The sequence below is a fragment of the Pseudomonas sp. FW305-3-2-15-C-LB1 genome, from assembly GCF_058787615.1.
Genome location: NZ_JBYSZX010000009.1, coordinates 65,099 through 83,146 on the forward strand (window position 1 = coordinate 65,099; position 18,048 = coordinate 83,146).

At 61.3% G+C, this 18,048-nt stretch carries 22 protein-coding genes; 13 read left to right on the forward strand and 9 right to left on the reverse strand.

The window, feature by feature from the left end:
* Window positions 1–114 precede the first annotated feature (114 nt).
* The 11 genes from nrdR (at window position 115) to AC3WP7_RS18490 (ending at window position 8,305) form a co-directional block, all read left to right on the forward strand.
* On the forward strand, window positions 115–579 hold the full coding sequence (gene nrdR, locus AC3WP7_RS18440) for a transcriptional regulator NrdR (RefSeq protein ID WP_010206843.1): 465 nt from the start codon (window positions 115–117) through the stop codon (window positions 577–579).
* Window positions 576–1,712, forward strand: coding sequence for a bifunctional diaminohydroxyphosphoribosylaminopyrimidine deaminase/5-amino-6-(5-phosphoribosylamino)uracil reductase RibD (gene ribD, locus AC3WP7_RS18445; protein WP_102592678.1), 1,137 nt, complete (start codon window positions 576–578; stop codon window positions 1,710–1,712). The genes nrdR and ribD overlap by 4 nt, the downstream gene beginning before the upstream one ends.
* Window positions 1,713–1,759: 47 nt before the next feature.
* Window positions 1,760–2,422: a riboflavin synthase gene (locus tag AC3WP7_RS18450; RefSeq protein ID WP_071489859.1), complete on the forward strand. Its 663-nt coding sequence runs from the start codon at window positions 1,760–1,762 to the stop codon at window positions 2,420–2,422.
* Window positions 2,423–2,437: 15 nt separating this feature from the next.
* Window positions 2,438–3,529: a bifunctional 3,4-dihydroxy-2-butanone-4-phosphate synthase/GTP cyclohydrolase II gene (gene ribBA / locus AC3WP7_RS18455; RefSeq protein ID WP_092250569.1), complete on the forward strand. Its 1,092-nt coding sequence runs from the start codon at window positions 2,438–2,440 to the stop codon at window positions 3,527–3,529.
* A 90-nt stretch (window positions 3,530–3,619) separates the two neighbouring features.
* Window positions 3,620–4,096: a 6,7-dimethyl-8-ribityllumazine synthase gene (ribH, locus tag AC3WP7_RS18460; protein ID WP_003176356.1), complete on the forward strand. Its 477-nt coding sequence runs from the start codon at window positions 3,620–3,622 to the stop codon at window positions 4,094–4,096.
* Entirely contained in the window at window positions 4,093–4,593 is a 501-nt protein-coding gene (gene nusB, locus AC3WP7_RS18465; RefSeq protein ID WP_010206836.1) for a transcription antitermination factor NusB, read from the forward strand. The genes ribH and nusB overlap by 4 nt, the downstream gene beginning before the upstream one ends.
* An 18-nt stretch (window positions 4,594–4,611) precedes the next feature.
* Window positions 4,612–5,577, forward strand: a complete 966-nt coding sequence (gene thiL / locus AC3WP7_RS18470) for a thiamine-phosphate kinase (protein WP_093125603.1) — start codon at window positions 4,612–4,614, stop codon at window positions 5,575–5,577.
* 66 nt (window positions 5,578–5,643) lie between these two features.
* Window positions 5,644–6,363: a substrate-binding periplasmic protein gene (locus AC3WP7_RS18475; RefSeq protein WP_092250575.1), complete on the forward strand. Its 720-nt coding sequence runs from the start codon at window positions 5,644–5,646 to the stop codon at window positions 6,361–6,363.
* Between the two features lie 129 nt (window positions 6,364–6,492).
* Window positions 6,493–7,110 carry a GTP cyclohydrolase II gene (gene ribA, locus AC3WP7_RS18480; protein ID WP_016978544.1) on the forward strand — a complete coding sequence of 206 codons (618 nt, stop codon included), beginning with the start codon at window positions 6,493–6,495 and terminating at the stop codon, window positions 7,108–7,110.
* Window positions 7,107–7,526 carry a nuclear FMR1 interacting 1 family protein gene (locus AC3WP7_RS18485; RefSeq protein WP_092250578.1) on the forward strand — a complete coding sequence of 140 codons (420 nt, stop codon included), beginning with the start codon at window positions 7,107–7,109 and terminating at the stop codon, window positions 7,524–7,526. Before ribA ends, AC3WP7_RS18485 begins: the two co-directional genes overlap by 4 nt.
* A complete protein-coding gene (locus AC3WP7_RS18490) occupies window positions 7,523–8,305 on the forward strand; it encodes a cobalamin-binding protein (protein WP_102592679.1) in 783 nt (260 codons plus the stop codon). Before AC3WP7_RS18485 ends, AC3WP7_RS18490 begins: the two co-directional genes overlap by 4 nt.
* Here the strand turns inward: AC3WP7_RS18490 and AC3WP7_RS18495 are convergent.
* The 6 genes from AC3WP7_RS18495 to AC3WP7_RS18520 all read right to left on the reverse strand — a co-directional run bounded on the left by AC3WP7_RS18495 (window position 8,302) and on the right by AC3WP7_RS18520 (window position 14,577).
* Window positions 8,302–10,182, reverse strand: coding sequence for a TonB-dependent receptor domain-containing protein (locus AC3WP7_RS18495; RefSeq protein WP_102592680.1), 1,881 nt, complete (start codon window positions 10,180–10,182; stop codon window positions 8,302–8,304). The two genes, AC3WP7_RS18490 and AC3WP7_RS18495, sit on opposite strands and share 4 nt — an antisense overlap.
* 140 nt (window positions 10,183–10,322) lie before the next feature.
* Window positions 10,323–12,221: a 1-deoxy-D-xylulose-5-phosphate synthase gene (dxs, locus tag AC3WP7_RS18500; RefSeq protein ID WP_092250587.1), complete on the reverse strand. Its 1,899-nt coding sequence runs from the start codon at window positions 12,219–12,221 to the stop codon at window positions 10,323–10,325.
* Between the two features lie 110 nt (window positions 12,222–12,331).
* On the reverse strand, window positions 12,332–13,219 hold the full coding sequence (ispA, locus tag AC3WP7_RS18505) for a (2E,6E)-farnesyl diphosphate synthase (RefSeq protein WP_093514299.1): 888 nt from the start codon (window positions 13,217–13,219) through the stop codon (window positions 12,332–12,334).
* Window positions 13,216–13,458 (reverse strand): exodeoxyribonuclease VII small subunit, encoded by a 243-nt coding sequence (locus tag AC3WP7_RS18510; RefSeq protein ID WP_003176346.1) that lies wholly within the window; start codon window positions 13,456–13,458, stop codon window positions 13,216–13,218. The genes ispA and AC3WP7_RS18510 overlap by 4 nt, the downstream gene beginning before the upstream one ends.
* Window positions 13,459–13,616: 158 nt before the next feature.
* Window positions 13,617–13,994, reverse strand: a complete 378-nt coding sequence (locus AC3WP7_RS18515; RefSeq protein WP_093514300.1) for a MerR family transcriptional regulator — start codon at window positions 13,992–13,994, stop codon at window positions 13,617–13,619.
* A complete protein-coding gene (locus AC3WP7_RS18520; RefSeq protein ID WP_093514301.1) occupies window positions 13,933–14,577 on the reverse strand; it encodes an NAD(P)H-dependent oxidoreductase in 645 nt (214 codons plus the stop codon). Before AC3WP7_RS18520 ends, AC3WP7_RS18515 begins: the two co-directional genes overlap by 62 nt.
* A gap of 186 nt (window positions 14,578–14,763) precedes the next feature.
* Between AC3WP7_RS18520 and AC3WP7_RS18525 the strand changes: the two genes are divergently transcribed.
* Window positions 14,764–15,795, forward strand: coding sequence for a PDDEXK nuclease domain-containing protein (locus AC3WP7_RS18525; RefSeq protein WP_102592681.1), 1,032 nt, complete (start codon window positions 14,764–14,766; stop codon window positions 15,793–15,795).
* Window positions 15,796–15,810: 15 nt separating this feature from the next.
* Here AC3WP7_RS18525 and AC3WP7_RS18530 read toward each other — a convergent pair whose 3' ends face one another.
* The 3 genes from AC3WP7_RS18530 to ycaC form a co-directional block, all read right to left on the reverse strand.
* Entirely contained in the window at window positions 15,811–16,245 is a 435-nt protein-coding gene (locus AC3WP7_RS18530) for a hypothetical protein (protein ID WP_071489871.1), read from the reverse strand.
* Window positions 16,246–16,274: 29 nt separating this feature from the next.
* Window positions 16,275–16,841, reverse strand: coding sequence for a hypothetical protein (locus tag AC3WP7_RS18535; RefSeq protein ID WP_092250596.1), 567 nt, complete (start codon window positions 16,839–16,841; stop codon window positions 16,275–16,277).
* A 149-nt stretch (window positions 16,842–16,990) separates the two neighbouring features.
* Entirely contained in the window at window positions 16,991–17,623 is a 633-nt protein-coding gene (gene ycaC, locus AC3WP7_RS18540; protein ID WP_071489873.1) for an isochorismate family cysteine hydrolase YcaC, read from the reverse strand.
* Here ycaC and AC3WP7_RS18545 point away from each other — a divergent pair.
* Window positions 17,622–17,897, forward strand: a complete 276-nt coding sequence (locus AC3WP7_RS18545; protein WP_102592682.1) for a hypothetical protein — start codon at window positions 17,622–17,624, stop codon at window positions 17,895–17,897. The two genes, ycaC and AC3WP7_RS18545, sit on opposite strands and share 2 nt — an antisense overlap.
* Window positions 17,898–18,048 lie beyond the last annotated feature (151 nt).

The window sequence follows — 18,048 nt, forward strand, 5'->3', positions numbered from 1 at the left end:
GTGGCTTAAAAAATATGAAACATAATAGTCAGCCTATATACCGTAAAGGCTATGGCTTGTCTTGCCACGGGGATGCGCTACCATGGCCCTCCCTTTATTTGTTGCCTGCCTACCATGCACTGTCCCTTCTGCGGTGCCAACGACACCAAGGTCATTGACTCGCGTCTGGTCGCCGAGGGCGATCAAGTGCGTCGCCGGCGCGAATGCCTGGCCTGCGGTGAACGTTTCACCACCTTCGAAACCGCCGAACTGGTATTGCCGCGCCTGATCAAATCCGACGGCAGCCGCCAGCCTTTCGACGAAGAAAAACTGCGCGCCGGTATGCAGCGTGCCCTGGAAAAACGCCCGGTGAGTGTCGAGCGGCTGGAGGCGGCGCTGGTGCATATCAAGCACAAGCTGCGTGCGACCGGCGAGCGCGAGGTCAAGAGCCTGGTGGTAGGAGAGTTGGTGATGGGCGAGCTGCAAAAGCTCGACGAAGTCGCCTACATCCGTTTCGCCTCGGTGTATCGACGCTTCCAGGACCTCAATGAGTTCCGCGAAGAGATCGACCGCCTGGCCCGGGAGCCTGCCAAAGAATGAACCCACCGTCTGCCGAACAAGCGGTGCTCGACGCCCATTACATGGCCCGCGCCTTGGAACTCGCGCGCAAAGGCTTGTACACCACCCATCCCAACCCGCGTGTAGGTTGTGTGATCGTGCGCGATGGGCAGGTTGTCGGCGAAGGCTGGCATGAGCGCACCGGCGAGCCCCATGCCGAACCCAACGCCCTGCGTGCCGCTGGTGACAAGGCCCGTGGCGCCACGGTGTACGTAACCCTCGAGCCGTGCAGCCACCATGGGCGCACACCGCCCTGCGCCGATGCCCTGGTCACGGCCGGTGTCGCCCGTGTCGTGGCCGGCATGCAGGACCCTAACCCCGAAGTGGCCGGGCGCGGCATGCAGCGTCTGGCGCAAGCCGGGATCGAGGTCTTGAGTGGCGTGCTGGAAGCCCAGGTCCGCGCGTTGAATCCGGGATTCCTCAAGCGCATGGAGCACGGCCTGCCCTTCGTGCGGGTCAAGCTGGCGATGAGCCTGGACGGCCGCACTGCCATGGCCAGCGGCGAAAGCCAATGGATCACCGGCCCTGCGGCCCGCGCTGCCGTGCAGCGCCTGCGTGCCGAGGCCAGTGTGGTGCTGACCGGCGCCGACACGGTGTTGGCCGACGGCGCCCGCCTGACCGTGCGCGCCGCCGAACTCGGCCTGGACGAAGCCACCACTGCGCTGGCCATGTCGCGCCCGCCGTTGCGCGTGCTGATCGATGGCCGTTTGCGCGTGCCGCTCAACGCACCGTTCTTCAAGGCCGGGCCGGCGCTGGTCATCACCTGCGTGACACCGGAAAACCAGTTTCCCCGTGGCCCCGAGTGCCTGGTGGTGCCCGGCGTTGACGGCCAGGTCGACCTGCGTTCGGCGCTGGTCGCCTTGGCCGCCCGTGGCGTCAACGAAGTGTTGGTGGAGGCAGGCCCAAGCCTGGCGGGCGCCTTTGCCCAGCAAGGCCTGGTGGATGAGTACGTGATATTCGTCGCCGGCAAGTTCCTGGGCTCCGCTGCCCGGCCTTTGCTGGACTGGCCGCTTGAGAAACTGGCCGATGCCCCCCAACTCAAGATCACTGAAATGCGCGCTGTAGGCGACGACTGGCGAGTCACTGCCATCCCGCTTCCACCCGCGAGCGTATAATTCTGACCGGGCGCTCAAGTGCCCGTCCCGTTTTCCAGGAGAAGGCCATGTTCACCGGCATTATCGAATCCATCGGCAGCATCCGCGCCATGACCCCCAAAGGCGGCGACGTGCGCCTGCTGGTTGAAACCGGCAAGCTGGACCTGGGCGACGTCAAGCTGGGCGACAGCATCGCCGTCAGCGGCGTGTGCCTCACCGTCATCGACCTGCCGGGCAACGGCTTTGCCGCCGATGTCAGCCGGGAAACCCTGGACTGCACCGCGATGAACGACCTCAAGGCCGGCAGCCCGGTGAACCTGGAAAAAGCCCTGACCCCGACCACCCGCCTCGGCGGTCACCTGGTCAGCGGCCACGTCGACGGCGTCGGCGAAGTGGTAGCGCGCAGCGAAAACGCGCGTGCCGTGGAATTCCGCATCCGCGCGCCCAAAGAGCTGGCCAAGTACATCGCCCACAAAGGCTCGATCACCGTCGATGGCACCAGCCTCACCGTGAACGCCGTGAACGGCGCCGAATTTGAACTGACCATCATTCCCCACACCCTCAGCGAAACCATCATGGCGTCTTACCAGCCAGGTCGCCGGGTGAACCTGGAAGTGGACTTGCTTGCCCGTTACCTGGAGCGCCTGTTGTTGGGCGAAAAGGCCGCAGAGCCTGCAACCGGGAACATCACCGAAAGTTTTCTGGCCGCTAACGGCTACCTGAAATCCTGACCAAGGGGGTGCCGCGTGGCGCTCAATAGCATCGAAGAACTGGTTGAAGACATCCGCCAAGGCAAGATGGTCATCCTGATGGATGACGAAGACCGCGAGAACGAAGGCGACATCATCATGGCCGCCGAGGCCTGCAAGCCTGAGCACATCAACTTCATGGCCAAGTACGCCCGCGGGCTGATCTGCATGCCCATGAGCCGCGAGCGCTGCGAGTTGCTCAAGTTGCCGCTGATGGCGCCGCGCAATGGCTCGGGTTTTGGCACCAAGTTCACTGTATCGATCGAGGCCACTACCGGCGTCACCACCGGCATTTCCGCCGCCGACCGCGCCCGCACCGTGCAAGCCGCTGCTGCCAAGGACGCCAAGGCCGAAGACATCGTCAGCCCCGGCCACATCTTCCCGCTGATGGCCCAGCCGGGTGGCACCCTGGCCCGTGCCGGCCACACCGAAGCCGCCTGCGACCTGGCGCGCATGGCCGGTTTCGAGCCCTGCGGCGTGATCTGCGAAGTGATGAACGACGACGGCACCATGGCCCGTCGTGCTGAACTCGAAGCCTTTGCCGCCGAACACAACATCAAGGTGGGCACCATTGCCGACCTGATTCACTACCGCATGATCCACGAACGTACCGTTCAGCGGATTGCCGAGCAGCCACTGGACAGCGAACTGGGCCAATTCAATTTGGTGACCTACCGTGATTCCGTGGAAGGCGACGTGCACATGGCGTTGACCCTGGGCACCATTTGCGCCGAAGAGCCGACCCTGGTGCGTGTGCACAACATGGACCCATTGCGCGACCTGCTGATGGTCAAGCAACCGGGTCGCTGGAGCCTGCGCGCTGCCATGGCTGCGGTCTCCGAGGCCGGCAGCGGTGTGGTGCTGCTGCTCGGTCACCCGCTGGATGGCGATGTGCTGCTGGCGCATATCCGCGAAACGGCGGACCACACGCCGGTGAAAAAACCGACCACCTACAGCATCGTCGGGGCCGGTTCGCAGATCCTGCGTGACCTGGGCGTGCGCAAAATGCGCCTGATGAGCGCACCGATGAAATTTAATGCGATATCCGGTTTCGACCTGGAAGTAGTAGAATACGTGCCCTCCGAATAAAGGCCGGCGATTTTCGCCCCTTGTTCGCGGTTCAAATATCACTAAGGGACGCGTCATACACGCGTCCCGGCTCTTTAAGAGATTTGTCGAATGACCCTGAAGACCATCGAAGGTACCTTCATCGCCCCCAAAGGCCGCTATGCCCTGGTGGTTGGCCGCTTCAACAGCTTCGTGGTTGAAAGCCTGGTAAGCGGTGCCGTTGACGCCCTGGTTCGCCACGGTGTGAGCGAAAGCGACATCACCATCATCCGTGCCCCTGGCGCCTTCGAAATTCCACTGGTTGCGCAGAAAGTTGCTCAACAGGGTGAATACGCGGCGATCATCGCCTTGGGCGCGGTCATTCGTGGCGGCACGCCGCACTTCGAATACGTGGCTGGCGAATGCACCAAGGGCCTGGCCCAGGTGTCCATGGAGTTCGGCGTACCGGTTGCGTTCGGCGTGCTGACCGTGGATTCCATCGAGCAAGCCATCGAGCGTTCCGGCACCAAGGCCGGCAACAAAGGCGCTGAAGCTGCCCTGTCCGCCCTGGAAATGGTCAGCCTGCTGTCGCAGTTGGAGGCCAAGTGATTTCCGACGAGAGCGACAACTTCAACCCGCGCGAGCCACGTCCAGCCGATGCTGGCAAGCCTTCGAAGAACGAGAAGCGTCGCGCTGCTCGTCAGTTGGCGACCCAGGCGCTGTATCAGCGTCACCTGGCGGGCGCGTCGTTGAACGAGATCGAAGCACAGTTTCGCGTCGACAACGATTTCACCTTTGCCGACCTGCCGTATTTCCACGACATCCTGCACGGTGTGCACGCGCACCTGACCGAGATCGACACAGCCCTGGCGCCTTGCCTGGATCTGACCATCGAAGAGCTGGACCCGGTTGAGCTGTGCGTGATGCGCCTGTCGGCCTGGGAGCTGCTGTATCGCGTCGACGTGCCGTACCGCGTGGTGATCAACGAAGGTATCGAACTGGCGAAAGTCTACGGTTCGACCGACGGTCACAAGTTCGTCAACGGCGTGCTCGACAAGCTGGCCCCGCGCCTGCGTGAAGCCGAAGTGAAGGCGTACAAGCGCTGAATCGCGCTTGAAACCTGAATGGGCGAGTTTGAGTTGATCCGCAACTACTTCGCCGCCGCGCCTTGTGCGCAGGGCGGCGAAGGCATTGCCCTGGGTATCGGCGATGACTGCGCCTTGCTGGCACTTCCCGCTGGGGAGCAGTTGGCAATCTCCACCGATACCTTGGTCGCCGGGGTGCATTTTGCCGACCCCTGTGACCCGTTCCTGCTGGGCCAGCGCTCGTTGGCCGTGGCGGTGAGCGATCTGGCGGCGATGGGCGCCACCCCCCTCGCATTTACCCTTGCCCTGACCACACCAACCGTCGATGCCGATTGGCTGCAACGCTATGCCCAGGGGTTGAACCTCATGGCGCAAAACTGTGGCGTGGGTCTGGTGGGCGGCGATACCACCCGTGGCCCCCTGAGTTTGACGCTGACCGTGTTCGGTCGCGTGCCGGCCGGGCAAGCCTTGACCCGCAGCGGTGCGCAGCCGGGTGACCTGCTGTGTGTCGGCGGCGAGCTGGGCAATGCCGCCGGCGCCTTGCCGTTGGTATTGGGCCAGCGCAGCGCCGACGCAGCCATCGCCGAGCCCTTGCTCGCTCATTACTGGTCGCCGCAACCGCAGTTGGCCCTGGGTCTGGCGCTGCGTGGCAAGGCTACGTCTGCGATGGATATTTCCGACGGGCTCCTGGCCGATTGCGGGCATATCGCGATGGCGTCAAAGGTCAGCCTGTTGATCGAACGCGAGCGGTTGCCAATGTCCCAGGCACTGTTGGCGTTTGTCGGCGATGATGACGCGCGCGTGGCAGCCCTGAGTGGGGGCGACGACTATGTGCTGGCGTTCACCCTGCCACCTGTCGAACTGGCACCGTTGCTGGCCGATGGCTGGCCGATCCATGTGATCGGCCGGGTCGAAGCGGGGCAGGGCGTCACGTTGCTCGATGGCAGCGGGCAGGACATCACCCCGGCCATCCGTGGTTATCAGCATTTTCGCGAGACACCCTGAATCGGCAAGCTGCGCTACCCTGTGTAGCGTTATCACGCATGCAAGGCCCTGTAGGAGGTCGTCACCATGGATGTGCGCCGTTGGCTGCTGATCGTACTGTGTGTCTTCACAGCGGTGGTCCAGGCGCAGGAGGTGCCCGGCAAGGTCATGCTGGCGAGTGAGGAATGGAGCGACTACACCAACAAAGACGGCACGGGCCTGGCCTGGGACGTACTGCGTCAGGTCTTCGAGCCGGCCGGCATCAACTTGCAGACCCGTTCCGTGCCCTACACGCGCTCGGTCGGCCTGGCCCAGCGCGGCGAGGTGGATGGTTGGGTCGGTTCCTACCGCGATGAAGCCGAAGGTGTGTTGTACCCCCACTGGAACTTCGATTCCGACCACATCTACGCCCTGGGGCTGGCCAGCACACCGACGCCCACCATCGCCACGCTGGGTAACTACCGCCTGGCCTGGGTGCGCGGCTACAAGTACGAGGAGTACTTGCCCAATGTGCGCCGTTTCAACCAGGTCGAGCGTCGCGATGGCATTTTGGCAATGCTGCTACACGGCCGTGCGGACTTCTACATTGATGCGTTGGCCGAGGCCAAGTACGTGCTCAGTCAGGCGGATGATCCCTCGAAGTTCACGCTGACGCCGATTGCCGAACTGCCGTTGTACATCGGGTTTGCCGATAACGAGCAGGGCCGGGGCTTGATGGCTGTCTTTGACCAGCGCATGGCGGCCCTGGTGAAAAGCGGTGAGTTAAAGCCGATATTCGAGCGCTGGAAACAACCCTATCCGTTCTGACGTGCATAGAACCAGGTCGAAGGCCAATCGAACCTATTGATCTTTATCAGCGATAATTCAGCTTAAGCGTCTGTAGGAACCTGCTGTTACAATGGCCGCCTCTGTAAAAACTGAAATCAGGAGCACACGGTGCCCGTCGTTTTCGTCGCCGCTTCCAAGCTGCCTACCCCTTTTGCCACGTTCACCATGAACGGCTTTCTCGAAGAAGCCACCGGGCGCGAGCACGTCGTGCTCAGCCTGGGCGATATCGCCGATGGCGCACCGGTGCTTGGCCGGGTGCACTCCGAATGCCTGACCGGTGATGCGTTGTTCAGCCAGCGTTGCGACTGTGGTTCGCAACTGGAGGCCGCCATGCGCGCGATCGCCCGTGAAGGCCGTGGTGTGCTGTTGTACCTGCGCCAGGAAGGCCGTGGCATTGGCCTGATGAACAAGATCCGCGCCTACGAGCTGCAAGATGGCGGCGCCGATACCGTCGAGGCCAACGAGCGCCTGGGCTTTGCCGCCGATCAGCGTGACTACGCGATCTGCCTGCCGATGCTCGAGCACCTGGGCGTCAAATCCCTGCGCCTGATGACCAATAACCCGCGCAAGGTCAAAGCCTTGACCGAGATGGGCATCACTGTGGCCGAGCGTGTGCCGCTGCACACCGGGCACAACCCGCACAACAAACTCTACCTGGCCACCAAGGCCAGCAAGCTCGACCATATGATGGGCAACGAGCACCAGGGCGAGGTCGACCGCGCGTGACCCGAGGCCAGGTGAAACGGCGACTGTCCTTCAATTGGTGGCAGTACCTGGCCCTGGCGCTGCTCCCCCTGTTTGTGCTCAACCTGGTGTTCGGCCAGGCCGAATCCCTGCTGCCGGTGCTGGCCATGCCGTTCTTCATTGCCGGCGTGGCCTCGATGTTCCTCAGCCTGCGCTACTTCAACGGCTATAAACACGCCTTGATTGCCACCTCCAAAGCCCTCGATACCCCCGAAGAACCGGCTGCCTGGATCACCCTGGCGGCGCGTCGGCGCACGGCGTTGCTGGTTGCCGCCGTACCGGCCTGGGTCGGTGCGTTGTCGGTCTTCGTCGGGTTGGAAGCGGTGCCACTGTTTCTGTTGGCGCTGTCGACCGTGGTGCTGTTCTACCTCTACCGCATTCCCCGTCAACTGGGATGATTCGCCACTGGCTGGCCGTGTTGCTGGTATTCAGTGCCCAGGCGCTGGCGGCCGAGCGAGTGGTGAGCCTGGCGCCGTCCCTGTCTGAAATCGTGGTCGAACTGGGCGCAGCCGATGTGCTGGTGGGCGTGCTCGACGGCGGCGAACGCCCGGCGGCCTTGGCGCAGGTGCCGTCAGTGGGGCATTACGGTCAGTTGGACATGGAGCGCCTGCTCAGCCTCAAGCCCGACCTGATCCTGCTCTGGCCCGGCAGCGTCGGCCCGGCCCAGCGTGAGCAATTGCAGCGCCTGAATATCCCGGTGTACGTCGCCGAACCCCATAGCCTTGAACAGCTCACCACCCAGGTCCAGGCCATTGCCGAGCAATTGGGTCGCGCTGACGCGGGTCGACAGTTGGCCGCGCAGTTGCGCCAACGCCTGGCCGAGCTGCGACAGCGCTATCAGCGCGCCGAGCCATTGCGCGTGTTTTACCAGGTATGGAATAAGCCGCTGTACACCGTGGGTGGCGGGCAGATCATCAGCGATGCGTTAAAGGTATGCGGCGCGCGCAATGTGTTTGATGACCTCAAGCTGCCGGCCCCGCAGGTGAGCATTGAATCGGTGTTGCAGCGTGATCCCGAGATGATTCTGGTGGGCGACCAGGCGCAGAAGGAGGCCTGGAAGGTCTGGCCGACGATGGCTGAGCGGGTGCGACGGGTGCCGGATAAAGGCCTGGAGCGGCCCAGCGGGCAGATGCTGGAAGCCGTAGCCCGATTGTGTGAGGTAATCGCGCCCCGCTAGAGGTCCGGCGTCCAGGTCACGCCAACCATCAGCGCCCGGCCTTCTTCCCGGTAGCCATATTGCTGGCCTTGGTACTGATACAGCGCCCGGCTGTAGGCCTTGTCCAGCAAGTTATCGAGCTTCATGCTCAGCGTGACTTCACGGTTCAGCGTCCAACTGGCGCGCAGCCCGAGCAATCCATAGCCAGCCAACGGTTGCTGGTTCTTCGCGTCGTCGTAGCTGCTGCTGACCGCTTGCCAGCTGGCGCCGACGCCGAATTGGTCGAATTGGCGATCCAGGTCCAGGCTCACGGTGCGCCTGGCGCGACGCGCCAGCGTATGTCCGGAATCGCGGTCTCGTGGATCAATCAGTGCCAGTCCCAGGCTGCCTTGCCAGCCGAACAGCTCTTGCTTGAGCGCGGCTTCGAAGCCGTTGATGCGCGCCGAACTGACGTTTTGCGGGCCGTCGCTGCCGAACACGATCGCATCCTGGATATCGGTGCGGTACAGCGAAGCTTCCAGGCGGCTGGTGTCGCTGAGTTGGCTACGCCATTGCACTTCGTAGCTTTTCGAGGTTTCGGGCTTCAGGTTTGGGTTGCTGTTCTTGAAGCCGGGGTAATACAGGTCATTGAACGTCGGGGCGCGGAAGCCCTCGCTGTAGCTCAGCAGCAGGTCGTTGTCCGGGTTGACTGGCAACGTGAGCGTGCCGCTCCAGCTGTTCTGCCCGCCAAACTGCTGGTTCTGGTCACGCCGCAGCCCCAGCTCGGTGGAAAACCATTCGCCATGGAAGCGATGCTGCACAAAGGCTGCGCGGTTCCAGCGACTGTTTTCGGTGAGGGTGGTGGAGCCGTGGAAGCGGTCCTCGTACCAGTCGCCGCCGAGAATCAGGCTGTTCTGCTCATTCAGCGTCAGGTCGTTTTGCCAGTTGACCGAGTCGCGGTAAGTGTTGAACACACTGAAGTCATCACTGAGGGTGTCGCGCTTGGTGTCGCGGTTCTCGCTATGGCCCAGTTCCAGGCGCGATTGCCAGCGCGCGTTGAGCGTGGCGTCGACATAGCCGCTGGCGCTGCTCACGGTGTAGTCGGTGTAGGGCTTTTGCCCCACCGTTTGCCCGGTGGCGACGTCGTAGCGGCCAAAGCTGTTGTCGTACTCCGACTTGCCGCGGTTATCCAACAGGTTGAACCCCGCCTCCAGCGCATCGCTGAAGGAATGGCTGAGGTTCAGGCTGAGGGACTGGTTGCGGTAGGCGTCATGATCGCCATCGCTGGGGAATGAGGTGTGCGTCGAGTTGATGCCGGCGGTCTCATCCAGGCTCGCACCTAGGTTGAAGCGCGTGTATTCATCGCCACCGGACAGGCCGAGGCTGCGCTCCCAGGTCTTGTTGCTGCCAAACCCGAGCTTCAGACGCGGTTGCAGGCCTTGCCCGGCATTGCGCCGGGTAAACACCTGGATCACCCCGCCAATCGCATCGCTGCCGTAGATTACCGAACGTGAACCGCGCAGCACTTCCACCCGTTCGATCTGGTCGACGTTCAGGTATTGCAAGCCGCTGTCGCCGGAGGTGCTATTGGCAATGCGCTGGCCGTCCACCAACACCAGGCTTTGTGCGGATTTGGTGCCACGGATATAAATTCCCGGCAGGCTGCCGCGACCACTGGTAGGCGCTACCTGCACGCCGGGTACGCGGCTGATCAGGTCAGTGAGGCTGTTGGGTTGCAGGCGGTCGATGTCGTCGCGGGTGAACACGGTGTTGGCGGCGCTGCTGTCGTTGCGCGCCTGGACCTGGCGGTTGGCGCTGATGACCACGTTGGGAAGTTTCAGTGCGTCGTCGCGGGTGTCGGCTAGCAATTCCGAAGAGGGCAGGAGCAGCAGGGGCAGGGCGAGGCGAAGGCGATTCATGGGCTGTCCATAGCATTTGAAGGTGATGCAAATCAAATGTGGGAGGGGGCTTGCCCCCGATAGCGTCGTGTCAGTCAGCAAAATTTTGGCTGATCCACCGCTATCGGGGGCAAGCCCCCTCCCACCTTTTGATCCGGTTTCTACCGGCCGATCAACGCCATGCGCTCACGCACCGACGCCTCGATACCGGCCTCGTCCAACCCACACTCGGCCAGCATCTGCGCCGGCTTGGCGTGTTCGACATACACATCCGGCAAGCCCAGGTGCAGCACCGACTTGAGGATATTCTCCCGCGCCAGGAACTCGCTGACCGCCGCACCGGCGCCACCCATTATTGCGTTTTCTTCGACGGTCACCAGCAGCTCATGGTTGCCGGCAATCTCGTGTACCAAGGCTTCGTCCAATGGTTTGACGAAACGCATGTCGACCACGGTGGCGTCGATCTTCTCGGCGACTTTCAGCGCTTCGGCCAATTGCACGCCGAACACCAGGAAAGCGGTCTTGCTGCCTTGGCGACGCACGATGCCCTTGCCGATCTCGATAGGCTCCAGGTCCTTTTCGATCACCGCATTCGGGCCATTGCCGCGCGGGTAACGTACGGCGGCCGGGCCGTTATACAGGTGGCCGGTGCTGAGCATCTTGCGCAGTTCGTTTTCATCACTTGGCGTCATCACCAGCATGCCGGGGATGCAACGCAGGTAGGACAGGTCGAAGCTGCCGGCGTGGGTCGGGCCGTCTTCGCCCACCAGGCCGGCGCGGTCGATGGCGAACAGTACGTCGAGGTTCTGCACTGCCACGTCATGCACCAACTGGTCGTAGCCACGCTGCAGGAACGTGGAGTAGATCGCCACTACTGGCTTGGCGCCTTCGCAGGCCATGCCGGCGGCAAACGTGACCGCGTGCTGCTCGGCAATTGCCACGTCGAAGTAGCGCAGCGGGAAACGCTCGCTGAACGCCACCAGGTCGGAGCCTTCCTTCATCGCCGGGGTAATGCCCACCAGGCGCGGGTCGGCGGCGGCCATGTCGCACAGCCATTCGCCGAACACACCGGAGTACTTCGGCCCGCTGGCCTTTTTCGGCGCGGCGGCAGGAGCGTCCAGGGGTTCCAGCTTGGTGATGGCGTGATAGCCAATCGGGTCGACTTCCGCCGGGGCGAAGCCTTTGCCTTTCTTGGTGACGATATGCAGGAACTGCGGGCCCTTGAGGTCACGCATGTTGCGCAGCGTGGCGATCAGGGTCGGCAGGTCGTGGCCATCGATGGGGCCGATGTAATTCCAGCCCAACTCTTCGAACAGCGTGCCGGGCACCAGCATGCCTTTGGCATACTCTTCGGTGCGCCGGGCAATTTCCCACGCGCCGGGCAGGCGCGAGAGCACCTTCTTGCTGCCTTCGCGCATGCTCGCGTACGTGCGGCTGGAAAGGATCTTGGCCAGGTAATTGGACAGGCCACCGACGTTGCGCGAGATCGACATATCGTTGTCGTTGAGGATCACCAGCATATTGGCGTCCACTTCCGGTGCATGGTTGAGCGCTTCGAACGCCATGCCAGCGGTCAGCGCGCCATCACCGATCACCGCGATCGCCTTGCGGTCGCTGCCTTGCAGGCGGGCGGCAATCGCCATGCCCAGCGCGGCACTGATGGAGGTGCTGGAGTGGCCGACGCCAAAGGTGTCGTACTCGCTCTCGGCGCGGCGCGGGAAGGCGGCAATGCCGTCCTTCTGGCGCAGGGTGCCCATTTGCTCGCGGCGGCCCGTGAGGATTTTATGCGGGTACGCCTGATGGCCCACGTCCCACACCAGCCGGTCGTCCGGGGTGTCGAACACGTAATGCAGGGCGATGGTCAGCTCGATGACGCCCAGGCCGGCACCAAAATGCCCACCGGTCTGGCCGACCGTGTAGAGCAATTCCAGGCGCAACTCATCGGCCAGGGTTTCCAGCTCGGCTTCACCGAGTCGACGCAGGCCGGCCGGCGTGACAGCACGGTCGAGCAGGGGCGTGGACGGGCGCTTGCGGGGAATCTCTTGAAACGTCGTGGGCATCAGGCGAATCGTTATAGGTATAGAAGAGGCGGCAGTTTACCTCAAGCATCGCAAACTGCCCACGCGGAGCGCCGAACTTGGCCGATATGCGGCCGCAAAGGCCGCCGTTATCAGTGCCGACGTTCGACGATATACCGCGCCAGGTCACGCAGTGGCTCGGCCGCCGCGTCGAAAGGTCGCAGGGCATCCAGGGCCTGGTCGCGCAGTTCCAGGGCATAGGCCTTGGCGGCTTGCAGCCCGAGCAGCGCAGGATAAGTCGGTTTGTCCCGAGCGATATCGGCGCCCTGGCGTTTGCCCAGGGTGGCGGTGTCACTTTCTACGTCGAGAATGTCGTCCTGCACCTGGAATGCCAGGCCAATGGCCCGCGCGTAGGTCTTCAGCGCGGCCAACTGAGCGGCTTCGGCCCGCCCACTGGCAAGTGCTCCCAGGTGTACGGCAGCTTCGATCAGGGCACCGGTCTTGTGGCGGTGCATGTATTCCAGCGCCTGTTGATCAAGCTTCCGGCCGACCGAGCCGAGGTCGATGGCCTGGCCGCCGACCATGCCGGCCGGGCCTGCCGCCATCGCCAGGGCGGTGACCATGCGCAAGCGGATCTCGGCATTCACGCTGCTCAATGCCGGGTCCAGCAGTGCGCTGAACGCCAGGCTTTGCAGGCCATCACCGGCGAGGATCGCGCAGGCTTCATCGAAGGCTTTGTGGGTGGTGGGCTGGCCGCGACGCAAATCGTCGTCGTCCATCGCCGGCAAATCGTCATGCACCAGGGAGTAGGCGTGGATCAACTCCACCGCACAGGCCGCGCCGTTGGCCTGTTCGGCGTCTGCGCCCAAGGCTTCGCACGCTGCATAGGCCAGCAACGGACGCACGCGCTTGCCGCCATTCATCACGCTGTAGCGCATGGCTTCATAAAGACGCTTGAGTTCGGGGCTTGGCGCAACAAACAAGGGTTCCAACGCCGTATTGACCCGGGCTTGGCTACTGGCCTGATACGCGTCGATCATTCGGGCTGTTCCGCATCGAAAGGTTCTTCGGCCAACTCCCCGTCACGTTCCAGCAACACCTGCACCTTCTGCTCCGCCTGCGCCAGCGCGCTCTGGCAGTCACGGGTCAGGCCGATGCCTTGCTCAAACGCCGTCAGCGAGTCTTCCAGCGACAACTCGCCGTTCTCCAGCCGCTCGACCAGGGTTTGCAGGTCGGCGAGGGATTGTTCGAAATCGAGTGCAACTTTTTTGCGGGCCATGGCGGCTATTCCGGTAGACGGTAAACCGGCGGGACACTAGCAGACATGGGGATTCTGGGCAAATGAGCGGGGGAGGGTGTTCAGGCGGTGAGCCGAATAAGCGCCCTATTCGGCTCATCAAATGAGCCGTATACCCATTTTATTCGGCTCACCGCCGGTCAGGATCTTTGCGCCATTGACGAGCATTGTTCTTGTGATGTTTTCAACTGTGCTTCAAATGTCTGCAATCCCACGTGCATTTCCTGTAGCGCGGCAATTTTCAGGGCTAGTTCCTGCTTCTTGTCTGCGATTGCCTGGTCCGCCCGCTCCCAGGGCAATACATCGCCTACGTGACCTGCAAGAATCTCCTGCAACTCCTTGAGTTTGAACCCCAATTGCTGCGCGCACTTGATAAACATCAACAGCTCAATGTTCTGCGCCGAATAGACCCGGTATTGGCCCTGACGCCGCGGTTCTGGCAGCAGTCCGATCGCCTCATAGTGACGAATCGCCTTGATGGTCGTGCCCGACAACTGCGCGGCTTTGCCGATGTACATGAAAACTCCTTTTTTCCGTTAAAGCGCCGGCCTGTTTCAGCCATGTATCCCGCTGCGCCGCAGTGGAGCCCAGCACCGGCCCGAACAGCAGTGTCTTTGCAGTCTTGACACCACAAAGCCCCAGCGTGGTCTTGCGCATCTGGTGAATGCCCGGCATGCGATAGAACCAACGGTAATACCATGGCGGCGTGTCCAGGGTCACCAGTAGATGTGCCGTTCGGCCGTGGAGCAGTTTGTCAGGAAAAGCCTTGCCCGCTCGGTATTTAAAGGCAAAACCGGGTAGGAAGATTCGGTCGATAAAGCCCTTCATCAACGCCGGGATGCCACCCCACCAGATCGGGAAAACAAATGTCAGGTGAGTGGCCCAGAGGATGTCGGATTGCGCGCTGAGCAGGTCGGGCTCCAGCGGCTGAATCTGGGTGTAACCGTGATGAAGGACGGGGTCGAAAGCCAGGTCGCCCAAGCGTACGACACGTACTTCATGGCCGGCGGTTTTTGCCGCCTGGATGTAGGTATCGGCCAGGGCTGAACAAAAGCTGGAGGCGGAAGGATGGCCGAGGATCACCAGGGTACGCGGGGTCATAGGGAGGTCCTGAACAGGGTGTTCCAGGGTAAAGGCTGCTGTATAGGGGAGAGTCAAGTCAGTAGTCCGCAATGGCCAGCAGGACGTTTCTGTGGTTATTGAAGGGGCCTTCCTGGAACGACCTTCGCCCCTTGTGACCGTCAATGCGCCTGACTAGCCTGCCTCAAAACTCCAGAGTGACATGGCATGAGCGAACCCTGTATCGGCTTGACCGCACCACCAGCGGGCTACAGTGACTGGCTGACCGACCTGAAAGGCCGTATTCATGCGGCGCAACAGCGCGCAACACTGGCGGTGAATCGGGAATTGGTGTTGCTCTATTGGCAGATTGGCCACGACATTTTGACCCGCCAGGCGGAGCAGGGTTGGGGCAGCAAAGTCATTGATCGACTTGCCCAGGATCTGCGTGCAGCCTTTCCCCGAATGAAGGGTTTTTCGCCGCGTAATCTCAAGTACATGCGTGCTTTTGCCGAGGCGTGGTCAGATGCTGAATTTGTGCAAGAGGTGCTTGCACAATTGCCCTGGTATCACCATTTGGCATTACTGGACAAACTCCCCGGCCCCGAAACCCGCCGCTGGTACATAGCCCAGGCGATAGAGAACAACTGGTCGCGTAACTCGCTGGTGATGCACATCGAAAACCGCTTGTTGGAGCGCAGTGGCAAGGCGGTCAGCAACTTCGAGACCCACCTGCCCAAACCGCAATCCGACCTGGCGCGTGAGTCGCTGAAAGACCCTTACCGATTTGACTTCCTCAGCTTGGCCCTGGACGCGCAGGAGCGCGACATAGAAAACGCCTTGATCAAGCACGTCACCGACTTTTTGTTGGAGCTGGGCGCCGGTTTCGCCTTTGTCGGCCAGCAAGTACTGTTGGATGTCGGAGGCGATGAGTTCTTTGTCGACCTGCTGTTCTATCACGTGAAGCTACGCTGCTACGTGGTCATCGAACTGAAAGCCGGCAAGTTCAAACCCGAGCATCTGGGGAAACTGAGCTTTTATCTGGCTGCCGTCGATGCCCAGCTTAAACATCCACAAGACGGGCCCACCATCGGCCTGCTGTTGTGCAAGAGCAAGAACGAAGTCGTCGCCGAATATGCGTTGCGCGATAACAATCGACCGATTGGTGTAGCGGAATATCAACTGGTTGAGTCGTTGCCCGCAGAGCTGCGAACCAGCCTGCCAAGCATCGAGCAGATCGAGCGGGAGCTGGCGGGTTAAAACCGACTGATAGCCTCAAAACCCCGGCGGAATATACCCCGGTACAAATGGCACATTCAGGCACTTGCCATGCAGGATCCGGCCATCCTCAATCCTGAACAGCACGATCTTCTTCGTCTTATCCACCGTGGCTTCCAGCTTGCAATCCGAACTGTGCCCGACCTGCTGGTAATACTCGGTGTACACCATCCCGTTCCCGGTGTGATTCATTGAAGTCCCGGCGGCTTCAGTGGTCGTCCATGAGGAGGATTTGTGCCAGGTCATCACCACCTGTGTGTCGCCATTGGGCGCATTCTGCTTCTTCATCGAGTCGGGCTTGCCGAACAAATCCAACGCCTCTTGCACGTCCCGGCCTTCCCAGCGCGATTGTGCAATAAGGTGGCACCCGTTGATAAACAGCACGGCGGGCAACCAAAGCCCAGCCAGCAACAGCCTTGTCCATTTAGGCATGGTGAATCCTTCTTGTAGGTGAGTGTTGCTCAGCGCTTGTTGCCCAGCATGTCGTCAAGGTCATCGATCATCTGGCTCTTCTCCTGAGTCGGCCCCAATTGCTGGAACATGGCCTTGGTGGTCTGGATCATCTGCAGGTGGGTCATCTTGCCCATGGCGATGGTGTCCTTGCTCTTGCCCGGTTCGCAGACATACGCGAGCGTGCGGTCGAGCCAGAACTCCTTCGGCGTCTGCCACGTGTTGGAGACCTTCAAGTGCGTAAGGGTGTAGGAAAATGGCGCAACCGACTGCCCGTTAAGAAAGCGCAGCTTGCGCGTGGAGCACTGCACTTCGATGTTGTACACATCGATCATGGGCTTGCCCGGTTCTTCATACACCACCGTGACGGCCACCAGTTTTGCGCCCTTGTTGTGGTTCGACGGCACCACCGAAGTGCGATCGGCCACATACATCACGTTTTTATGGGCCCGACCGCTGCCGTAGATGATCGACCAGTCGCCGATCGGTGTTTCTTCATCGGCCAATACCGGCGGTGTGCTGGTCAGCAAAATGGGCAACAGTGCCAGGTAGCGCCCGATTTTGGTTAAGGTATTCAATAGCGTCCTTCCTTGAGACTCGAAATAAGCGAAGGACTTTAGTGGTGAGGCGGTGCCGTCTCAATTAGGGCGAGTGTGCTAATGGCGCATTGCTAGTTAACCAAAAAAGCCTGCGTTTCAAGGCAGGCTTAGTGTGTGCAGCGGTTGAATTAGTCCTTACGCGCCGTCAACGCCGCATACCCATTCATCAAGTTGCGATAGTTAGGGATGCGCTGGGACAACAGGTTCCCCAGGCCTTCGATATCGTTGCGCCAGTCGCGGTGCAGCTCACACGCCACCGAGAACCAGTTCATCAACTGCGCACCTGCTTGCGTCATCCGGCTCCACGCCGCCTGCTGCACCGTGGTATTGAACGTGCCCGACGCATCGGTCACCACAAACACCTCAAACCCTTCCGCCAGCGCCGACAGGGTCGGGAACGCTACGCACACATCGGTGACCACGCCGGCAATGATGATCTGCTTGCGACCGGTGGCCTTGATTGCCTTGACGAAGTCTTCGTTATCCCACGCATTGATCTGACCAGGGCGGGCGATGTAGGGCGCGTCCGGGAACATCTCTTTCAGTTCCGGCACCAGCGGGCCATTGGGGCCTTGCTCGAAGCTGGTGGTGAGGATGGTCGGCAGGTTGAAGAACTTGGCCAGGTCAGCCAGGGCGAGCACGTTGTTCTTGAACTCGTTGGGCGAGAAGTCCTGTACCAGAGAAATCAGGCCGGTCTGGTGGTCGACCAGCAGGACGACGGCGTCGTCTTTGTTCAAGCGGTTGTAGGTTGCAGTGCTCATGGTTGAATCCTTTTTTGTTCAGGTTGGTTGGGCGTTGCGTTCAACATGGGCACAGATTAATGGGTGGGCAGTAGGGGATAAATCGGGTGAAACCGGTAATACCGTCAACTCACAGGGGACAATGGTGGCTGCGTCGAAGGTGCTTGGGGAGCCGCTGGGTGCGCCGCAGAGGGCGGTGATGTATTTGATGGAGATGGCGAACAGGATGGCGAATCGGACTGTAAGCCGCCCGCTTTTGGTCATTCAATTGTCCAGCAGCTTGTTGGACAATTGAATTGGGATTTTCACGGGCATTAAAAAGCCGGCTTGTGGCCGGTTTATATATTCTCCATAGAGCTCCAGTGTACTTATAAGAGGTGCTCTTAAATCCTAGGATTTTCTGGGGTTTGCGTGTATTTTCGTCCGCTAAAATCCAGACTCCTCCA

Coding starts and splice junctions, on each gene's coding strand:
- nrdR (WP_010206843.1), top strand. CDS start 115: ATGCACTGTCCCTTCTGCGGTGCCAACGACACCAAGGTCATTGACTCG.
- ribD (WP_102592678.1), top strand. CDS start 576: ATGAACCCACCGTCTGCCGAACAAGCGGTGCTCGACGCCCATTACATG.
- AC3WP7_RS18450 (WP_071489859.1), top strand. CDS start 1,760: ATGTTCACCGGCATTATCGAATCCATCGGCAGCATCCGCGCCATGACC.
- ribH (WP_003176356.1), top strand. CDS start 3,620: ATGACCCTGAAGACCATCGAAGGTACCTTCATCGCCCCCAAAGGCCGC.
- thiL (WP_093125603.1), top strand. CDS start 4,612: ATGGGCGAGTTTGAGTTGATCCGCAACTACTTCGCCGCCGCGCCTTGT.
- AC3WP7_RS18475 (WP_092250575.1), top strand. CDS start 5,644: ATGGATGTGCGCCGTTGGCTGCTGATCGTACTGTGTGTCTTCACAGCG.
- AC3WP7_RS18490 (WP_102592679.1), top strand. CDS start 7,523: ATGATTCGCCACTGGCTGGCCGTGTTGCTGGTATTCAGTGCCCAGGCG.
- AC3WP7_RS18495 (WP_102592680.1), bottom strand. CDS start 10,182: ATGAATCGCCTTCGCCTCGCCCTGCCCCTGCTGCTCCTGCCCTCTTCG.
- dxs (WP_092250587.1), bottom strand. CDS start 12,221: ATGCCCACGACGTTTCAAGAGATTCCCCGCAAGCGCCCGTCCACGCCC.
- ispA (WP_093514299.1), bottom strand. CDS start 13,219: ATGATCGACGCGTATCAGGCCAGTAGCCAAGCCCGGGTCAATACGGCG.
- AC3WP7_RS18510 (WP_003176346.1), bottom strand. CDS start 13,458: ATGGCCCGCAAAAAAGTTGCACTCGATTTCGAACAATCCCTCGCCGAC.
- AC3WP7_RS18515 (WP_093514300.1), bottom strand. CDS start 13,994: ATGTACATCGGCAAAGCCGCGCAGTTGTCGGGCACGACCATCAAGGCG.
- AC3WP7_RS18520 (WP_093514301.1), bottom strand. CDS start 14,577: ATGACCCCGCGTACCCTGGTGATCCTCGGCCATCCTTCCGCCTCCAGC.
- AC3WP7_RS18525 (WP_102592681.1), top strand. CDS start 14,764: ATGAGCGAACCCTGTATCGGCTTGACCGCACCACCAGCGGGCTACAGT.
- AC3WP7_RS18530 (WP_071489871.1), bottom strand. CDS start 16,245: ATGCCTAAATGGACAAGGCTGTTGCTGGCTGGGCTTTGGTTGCCCGCC.
- AC3WP7_RS18545 (WP_102592682.1), top strand. CDS start 17,622: ATGGTTGAATCCTTTTTTGTTCAGGTTGGTTGGGCGTTGCGTTCAACA.
- ycaC (WP_071489873.1), bottom strand. CDS start 17,623: ATGAGCACTGCAACCTACAACCGCTTGAACAAAGACGACGCCGTCGTC.